Source organism: Streptomyces sp. NPDC050619, from assembly GCF_040654815.1.
Taxonomy (GTDB): domain Bacteria; phylum Actinomycetota; class Actinomycetes; order Streptomycetales; family Streptomycetaceae; genus Streptomyces.
In genome coordinates, this window is record NZ_JBFAIR010000135.1 from 1 (window position 1) to 1,521 (window position 1,521).

1 protein-coding gene is annotated in these 1,521 nt (G+C 61.7%); it reads right to left on the reverse strand.

The genetic code is table 11. The features are described from left to right. Positions 1-137: 137 nt before the first annotated feature. The coding region (locus AB0I77_RS53495) for an N-6 DNA methylase (RefSeq protein ID WP_363290320.1) at positions 138-1,521 on the reverse strand (1,384 nt) is incomplete at its 5' end.

The window sequence follows — 1,521 nt, forward strand, 5'->3', positions numbered from 1 at the left end:
TTCGCAAGCAGCTGCGCCGCGCAGATATTCGGGCGTCAGATACCATGCGGAGTCGGCGCCATAGTACCGCTGCTGCGCGGGCGGCTTGCCTTTCACAAGCCTCACGCAATCATGAAGCCTCACTTGGGTAGGCGTATTCATTTGACGTACCCCAATCCCGCCAACATCCCATCCAATACCTTCAGCGTTTCCCCGCGCGCGGCTTCCAGAAGTCGGCTCGACACCGCGTACTTGTCCCACAGGTTGTCCACGCTGGCTACAAGCGTACGCTTCTCGGCATTGAGATAGCGGGTCAACTCGGCACGGGCCAGATCGTCGATCTTCTGCAGAATCAACCTGCGCGCCTGCTCATCGGTGATTTGCCCGCCAATAGCGGCCAGCAGCGCATCGGTACGAGCAATGCGGGCTTGCAGGACTTCCTTGTCGCCGGCCAGCGCGGCTGCCTGTTTCAGGTCGGCCAGCTTGTTCGCGTCAAGTTTGGACATGCGCTGTGCGATCTGCGCGATCTGCGTGTGCTGTTCGGCCTTGAAAGCTTCGCCGCCGCTGCGTTTCAGCTCCAGCTTTTCAGCGAGTTCTGCACGTTGAGTCTTGTGCTTTGCCTTCGCATCCTTGATGCGGGTTTCGATAGCCTTGATGGCCTTGTCCTGCGCCTTCAGCGCTGTACGTTCCTTGTCGGCGCTGGCGCCGGTGGCGTTGTCCAGATCGTCGATCAAGGCCTTCAGCGCCTTCTTGAGCACGGCGGCGGTGGCCTTCTCGTCGGTCTCCGGTTCCCACGCGGCCACTTCCACCGCGGCTTCCACCGCTTCGTCCAGCTCGGCCTGCGCTTCGGCGATCTTCGCCTCCAGCGCGTCGATGGCATCGGCGTCCTTCTGGAAGAACGCGGCGATCAGATAGGCGTCGGGAATCAAACTGTGGTGCCAGCCGCTGGCGACGATGGTCTTGATGTCGTAGCGGATCTGCTGCCACCAGTTGACGAACAAACCGGCGCTTTTGAACTCGTCCAGTACGGCCAGGGGGGTGAGCTTCTCTTTTAGCGAGGCAATCAATTCGCGCCGAATCTCCGGCGTCTTGCGGCCCCCGTTGCCTGCGTTTTCCAACTCGGCAAAGTCGTTGCTTGCCAGCTGCCACCAGTCGGCCAGCGCGCTCTGGTGGCGGGCGAGCGTTTGGGTGAGCGCGGCATCGGCTTCCAATGTGCGCTTGATCGCGGGCTTGTCCCGAATGCTGTCGACAAACGCTTGGTAGCCGGGGCGTTCGCTGCGGAACAGGTGCGTCGGCGTGATGCCGAACTGGCCGAACTGCGGGGCGAGGGCGTCGATCTCCGTTTGCGGAATGCCGCCGATCAGGTGCGCCTGCACGTCTTCGGGTTCCGGGTCCGGCGTGTTGTCCACGTAGCGACGGATATTGAGATTGGCGTCGTGCTGTTCGAGGATTTCGGACGTTTCGACCAGGCGCGAGTATTTGGGCAGCTCGCGCTTGTGGGTGAACACGAAATCGATCTTCTCGATGTCTTCCGGGCGCAGC